Genomic DNA, 6,035 nt, shown 5'->3' on the forward strand with positions numbered 1-6,035 from the left:
CCGCCCCTCCGCCGGACGGACAGTCGATCCAACAGGTCCAATTTCGCGGCCGTCATGGCGGATGTCCGCATGGGTATGACTTCAACTTCTCGAACGGCCGTTGCTATCCTAACGAGTAAAAGGCGCCCGGCGTCTACGCGAGGCCAATACCCGACGACCCACCGCGGGGCTACTATCGATCTCACAGGCATGGCTATCCAAGGTACGCGCCGGGCTATTGGCGTTAGCGCCGGGCGTAGCCTTTGAGTCGTGGTTCTGGAATGAAAGAGGCCGCCAACCGAGGCGGCCTCAAACTTGTACCGGCGTGACGCGAACCTGACAGCGGATGCAATTAAAAACGCGGCCGTGTTTTGGGTCTAGGGTTCATCTTGAAGCCAGCCGGCACCAAGTCAGCCTGCCCCTCATAGGCGTCATGGTCCCACAGCTCCGCCAGTCCGGCCGGAAGGCGACCTGGGTAGTGCCCCGGTTTGTGGTTGATATTGAGTTCCGGGATATTACCTCTGACGGTTTGCTCCGGGCCAGTTCGTTCAAGGGACTGTCGAAAGGAACAGGTCGAACCAGATGGCGTTTTACGCCTTATGACGGAAACGGTGCCAACATTGGTCGAAAATTCTCTTCGGATTGCCTGGGACTATCTGGAGGCAACAGGCGAACTCGGCAATCCCGACACAGCGGCTAATCACCTGCTCGATACGATTGAGACGATGATACGCCACGGCGAGCGCCGCCGACTGCTCCTCTCCAACAAAGCCATCACGTCCTACCAACGTTTTAGAGCGGAACAGGGATTGTCCCTGGTTTCGTAGGAAAAGGCCTTTGTCATACGAACGCCAAATGTAGAAGAGATGGGCAAACGGCCTTCGAGCCGTCATCGGTTCGTGTCCTATAGGAGCACCTGAGCGCACCTCTGCGCTAGGGTAAACATATGTGTGCCCTCGTTCGCTCAGTCCAGCTCTACAAGCTGAATGGGCCGCCCAGCGTCTTCCGAAGGTAAGCGACACGTCCCCGTCCGAAGCGGGGATACCTGCGTAGGTCGGCATCGGGAGTTTTGCGTATTTCGCCGACCGTCCTAATGCCGGCGTTCTTCAAGACAAGCCCTATTGTTATGGGCAATTGAACGTCCTTAATTTCCGTATCGTCCGGCAGGTCTGGGGTCGGGGCAAGCAGCAAGAGTCATTTCCCTTCCTTTAGCCTTTGGAGATTGCTTCATTCCAAGCTTTCGATCATCAGCTCAACATCTTCCGCGTTCTGTTCACGATTGGGCAGACATTACCACCACTTCCCGCTTCCATATCTACGGGCACAGGACCAGCGTGGCAGTCAGAGAACGAGAGATTTACCAGAGCGCAAACCGATGGCTTCTCTGCCGCGACGACGACCGCTTGTTTGTTCTTCATAGAGCCAACGAGCCATTCGGCGGCAACTTCACACCAATGGAGCTTGGAGATTTTCTTCGCAAAGGCAATGCTGGACGGGAACATCAGGCGCTTCGTCATATGATCGGAAGTCTGCTGGACGAGTACTTGCGTGATAATGAGCGAATAAAACGCGTCAATGCGGTCTGCCTGCACAAGAGGAGGACGCGATGTCAATTGCCAAGAAGCCTTTAGAGTCCAACGATTTTCCAGTGAATGCTGACGGCAAGAAGATCAAAAAGCAGGACGGCACGCCTATCGCGGGCACCGACGATCCGGCTGTTGCTGAAGACGTTGCAGATCGGCTTAACGACGACGAAGCCCGCCGCGAAGAAGATAAGTGGTCTGCGTGAAGCCGACCCCGGGTCCACGCTCGGCGCGTCTGCCTCAGCGCCTTGGCTTCATCCAGGGCCCGAGCATCCAGGTGCCGCGCTCTTCGTTTGTCGTCAAGATAACCGGCATTGCGCCTGAGGTTCGTCTCGCTCACTACGTTCGTGCTACGCCCTATGGTACACTATATGTGTGCCCTAGATAAGTTCGACCGCCTTCCCTGCACGCCGGATTTACCACCCCGCCTCTTGATGACAATGGACTTCGCAATCCGTTGCTTGCTCGTCCAAACGGGTAAGCCTCGTTATCCGGTTCTTGTCCATGGGGCCGCAGATTTGCTCCACGCTTCCTTCAGACCCCGCCTCACGACGACGCCCTTGCGCTTCGCTAACCCTTCGCCGCCATCAGGCTGGGTAAAGGACTTTCACCTCCAAGCTGTCGAACATGCTCGGCACACAACGAAAAACCCTGGCGCTGAGGCCGGGGTTTGTAGTTCGGGGTTTAGCCCGCCAACCACATGGCGTCCTTCATGGAATGATGATCGCAATAACAAAGGCCGCTGCCGGCGTACCGACAACGGCCCCAAGTCTAGGGAGGAAACGCCCAAGGAGGCGAGCAACCAACCTAACACAACCTGCCTTAGACAGTGATCACGGTTCCGGGAGGCACGGTAGCGAGGCTTGTTTGTTCCGCAGGCGAAACTTTTCCGGATCGGCTTAATCCGCTCGATGCATCACCGTAGAGCGGCCCAGAACGAGATCGCAGGCCAAAACATTCCGGGCGAGACCCCATCGCAGACGGGGGCAGCTGCTGACAGAAATCGCACTACCGGTTTTGCAGTTCGCTTGCTGCCGTTCTAAGCAGTCATCCTTGATATCGATCCGGCTGATTTTGTCGGGCTTTTGCATCGGCCTGTGACTATCTTATATCGCCCTGTCCTATCCTATATTCGCGAGTTGAGTAGCAAAATGGTAGCAGTCTGTTCTACTAACAGTCGTTGCCGCCCGAAGTGACTTTTAATCATGGGCGCGCCTCGCGACGATCTCACGAAAGACGATTCCATGCGTGCACCCCACGGCGGAGGCACCGCGTCGCCAAGGCTTCAATGCCGCGCTGCATCATGCGTTGCGCGCCCGTAAGGAGCTCTGGCCTAGAAAGCGGCTACTATCAGAACCCATGCCAAGATCACCGTGAGAGTTCGAACCGTATGGACCTTCAGCTGGTGGCTGAACCCAGGGCGATCACGTTCGCGGAGACTTACCATCAGCAGCCGTTCCCGGGCTAAGGAGAGAATGTGGGCAACGTGTCAGCGGAGCGGTCGGTTCCGCCCTCACACAGTGTCCCCTAGGTCCATCCCTCGCCGTCGAGCGGCCCCTTCCTCTCAGTCTCTCGACCGGCAGCGACGCCGAAAAGGGGCATACTGCTCTTCGTGGATGCCGTCGGGGGACCAGGCACTTATAATAGTCGCTCACCTGCTGACTAGAAAATGAATTGGGAAAACGCGCCTTTCTATCTCAGCGATGCAGCATCGCGAGGTGGCGTACACGCCGAGAGCATGGTTACGGATTTCCATGAAGCGAGATCTCAATTTGAATGCGCCTGGCGCAGGGGTGCAGCCAAGCCATACAGACGCTGACTTTGCCGACAATCGCTGCCCGCACGCTTGGACAGGATGGAAGCAGTTGTCGGAAATGAAGAAGGCGGCTTAGCTTCATGCCGAAGCTCGACACGGTTGAACAATTGTTACATAAAACTGTAGATAGAACCAAATGACCAAAAAGATTAGAAACGCGCCGGGCTGGCTAGGGTTGACAGACGATCGCACCGAATTTGTCTATCTGCCTGATCGCGCGGAAGTCGTGCGCCAAATTTTTCAGCTCAGTATTGGTGGTCTAGGTGGCTATACCATTGCGAAGCTTCTAAACGCCAAAGAAGTACCTGCATTTGGCACTTCGAGAAAATGGGACCAATCAACCATTCACAACATGCTGAGCAGCAGAGCCACTATCGGAGAGTATCAAAGAAAGCAGGTCATTGAAGGTAAAGAATGTTCCGTAGGGGAGCCGGTCCCAAACTATTATCCGGCCGTAATAGACAAGGAAACATTTGAGGCGGCACAGGAAGCTCGGCGGGAAAATTTGTCATCGAGACGTGGCCGCAAGGGTCTACACATTACCAATGTTTTTGCGGGACTTCCGACATGCCTTCACTGCGGAAGCAAAGTCAAATTGCACAATGGGCCAGTGAAAAGCCTCATCTGCAAAAGAATCTTGGAACGGGAGACTTGTCTTCGATTCAAATGGTCGTACGGAAATTTTGAAACGGCCTTTTTCGCTTTCTTAGAAAGAAGCGAGATAAGCCCGGAATTTAGATGTCAGCTTCAGCAATTACGCGCCGGTATTGGCCGGGATGACCAAGGTGAAATCTACCAAGCCCGAGTGGCAATTGCGCAGTATATCAAGTCGTCTGTTGCTAAATTGACAATCGCATTCGCGGGCTCGGCAATCCAAGCAGAGGAAAGGAATGGCAACATCCGGCCTGACCATCCGAATCGCTACTTCGTGGCAGAGCTTTCGGATGGAACATCGCACATAGGATATCCGATCAATCTTCCGAAAGTCGAATCCTCCTGGAAGTTTAGCTCCGAAGCACTTTCCAAATCTCTTAGCCTGAGTCCACGTCAGGGGATGCTAACCGCGCTACTCGCTGAACGTGAAACGCTGACATTCGTCGCGAAAACGATGGGCATGACCCTGTCCACTGCGCGCTGGCATCTAAGAGAAATTTTCCGGAAGACGAACACTCACTCTCAGGCCGAACTAATAAATCTTGCTCATGCTATTTGCCCTCCGCAGTCGGTGGCGCCGGAAGCGTCTCGTTAGCTGTTCCCAAGCCGGCCATACATGTTGCCTCACCTTCACTGAATGCACAGACCGCTTTGTACACAGCTCGAGTTGAATCAACGAGCTTATCGACAACGTCCTGCGCCTCAGCGACTGAGACATTGTTGAGGACCCTGACCAATTCGGCCATGATCCAGTTGCAGCTCGTCAGTACAAAGACTGCGTCCATGTGGTTGGGGTCTACAGCGCCGCATTTGGCAGCATCCATCATCCAAGCCCTTGGGCGCGTTCGTCTTCGCAAGGTCATCGACGAGCACGGCCGCTGTGCCCCTACGGACGTGTTCATCGTCTTGCCGAGAGGTGAGCGCGGAACTGAGATACTCCAAGACATCCGGCAAGAGCTGCCTAATGTCGCGGTGCAGGATTGGGCATTCGAACTCGACGGCCCCAAGGTCCGCGTGAAGCGCACCGGACCACCTCAGGAGCGTCTGGTGACGTTCTTGACCCACCGCAGTCCAGGGCGCACCTACATGAGCGTAGTTAGCGAGAATTCGGCCTAAAAAGAAAATCAACGACTACATCTTCTCGGAGTTCACCGAGCAGGGTATCCACGCGTTTGTGACGAAGGTATTCGCGCTCAAAAACAGGATAGAAAAAGCCAGTGCCATTGCCTCAATCGATCTAGACGATTGACTAGGCACTTGATCACAAGACCACTGCACGCTCCACTCCAATCAATGAGGTGGCCGACGCCCTGTTTGCACAACATGCGGAACCGAGGGCTCAGGCCGCGGTGTATCTCGAGAAATCCCGCTACTTGTTTCTTGGTGATAGGAACGACTCTGAAATCGCGGAAGCGGTGATAGGGACACCCTGCCGAGGCGATACAACTTCTGCCGCATCGCCCCAGGATCACTGTCAGAAGTTGCGCTGGGCGCGGAGCTGGAGCAGGACCGTGTTCTGATCCTTGAACTCGTAGAGCGCGGCCGGCTTCGGAGAGCTCGCCGTGAACACCGAAGAGCCCGACATCTTCTGGTCGAGATGGAACCACTGCACTTCGCCCGAGAACGTCAGGTTCTTGACCGGGGTCCATCGGGTAACGACGCCAAGCTGCGAGACGTTGAAGTCGGGGTTACAGGTGTAGGCACCCGTAGCGTTCCCGGCCAGCGCCTGACCCGGGTGGCTGGCGTTGAAGGCAGCGCAGTAAGCACCCTTGGCCGAGGTGGTTCCCGCACCCAGCAGATTGTCGTTCGCTCCGCCGTCATACCGGACAGCAGAGTAGCTGCCGAACAGGCTGGTCGACCAGTACGGATCCCAGTTGTGATTGAACGCACCGCGGATACCCCACGCCGACGTCAAGGCGATACCGCCGGTACCGGCTGGGCCGGGCATATAGACGCCGTCGGTGGTCGCGCCGAAGCCGACGCTCTGGTAGCCGAAGCCGCTA

At 55.8% G+C, this 6,035-nt stretch carries 7 protein-coding genes; 5 read left to right on the forward strand and 2 right to left on the reverse strand.

Going from position 1 to position 6,035, the window contains the following annotated elements; translation table 11 throughout:
• Positions 1 to 412 precede the first annotated feature (412 nt).
• Entirely contained in the window at positions 413 to 679 is a 267-nt protein-coding gene (locus IVB22_RS42040; protein WP_374207683.1) for a hypothetical protein, read from the forward strand.
• Complete coding sequence (locus IVB22_RS27205; protein ID WP_247520314.1) at positions 579 to 806, forward strand: hypothetical protein; 228 nt, start codon at positions 579 to 581, stop codon at positions 804 to 806. The genes IVB22_RS42040 and IVB22_RS27205 overlap by 101 nt, the downstream gene beginning before the upstream one ends.
• Positions 807 to 1,226: 420 nt before the next feature.
• Here the strand turns inward: IVB22_RS27205 and IVB22_RS27210 are convergent, their stop codons facing one another.
• Positions 1,227 to 1,496, reverse strand: a complete 270-nt coding sequence (locus IVB22_RS27210) for a hypothetical protein (RefSeq protein WP_247520315.1) — start codon at positions 1,494 to 1,496, stop codon at positions 1,227 to 1,229.
• A gap of 89 nt (positions 1,497 to 1,585) precedes the next feature.
• Here IVB22_RS27210 and IVB22_RS27215 point away from each other — a divergent pair, with 89 nt between their 5' ends.
• The 3 genes from IVB22_RS27215 (at position 1,586) to IVB22_RS27225 (ending at position 5,148) form a co-directional block, all read left to right on the forward strand.
• Positions 1,586 to 1,768 (forward strand): hypothetical protein, encoded by a 183-nt coding sequence (locus IVB22_RS27215; protein ID WP_247520316.1) that lies wholly within the window; start codon positions 1,586 to 1,588, stop codon positions 1,766 to 1,768.
• A gap of 1,746 nt (positions 1,769 to 3,514) precedes the next feature.
• A complete protein-coding gene (locus IVB22_RS27220; protein WP_247520317.1) occupies positions 3,515 to 4,627 on the forward strand; it encodes a recombinase family protein in 1,113 nt (370 codons plus the stop codon).
• A gap of 125 nt (positions 4,628 to 4,752) precedes the next feature.
• Positions 4,753 to 5,148, forward strand: a complete 396-nt coding sequence (locus tag IVB22_RS27225) for a hypothetical protein (protein WP_247520318.1) — start codon at positions 4,753 to 4,755, stop codon at positions 5,146 to 5,148.
• A gap of 358 nt (positions 5,149 to 5,506) precedes the next feature.
• On the opposite strand, the gene IVB22_RS27230 is transcribed toward IVB22_RS27225, so the two are convergent.
• Positions 5,507 to 6,035 (reverse strand): porin (locus tag IVB22_RS27230; protein WP_247520319.1); only part of this gene is annotated, 529 nt, incomplete at its 5' end.

Origin of the sequence: Bradyrhizobium sp. 190 (assembly GCF_023073415.1) — a bacterium.
Lineage (GTDB): Bacteria > Pseudomonadota > Alphaproteobacteria > Rhizobiales > Xanthobacteraceae > Bradyrhizobium.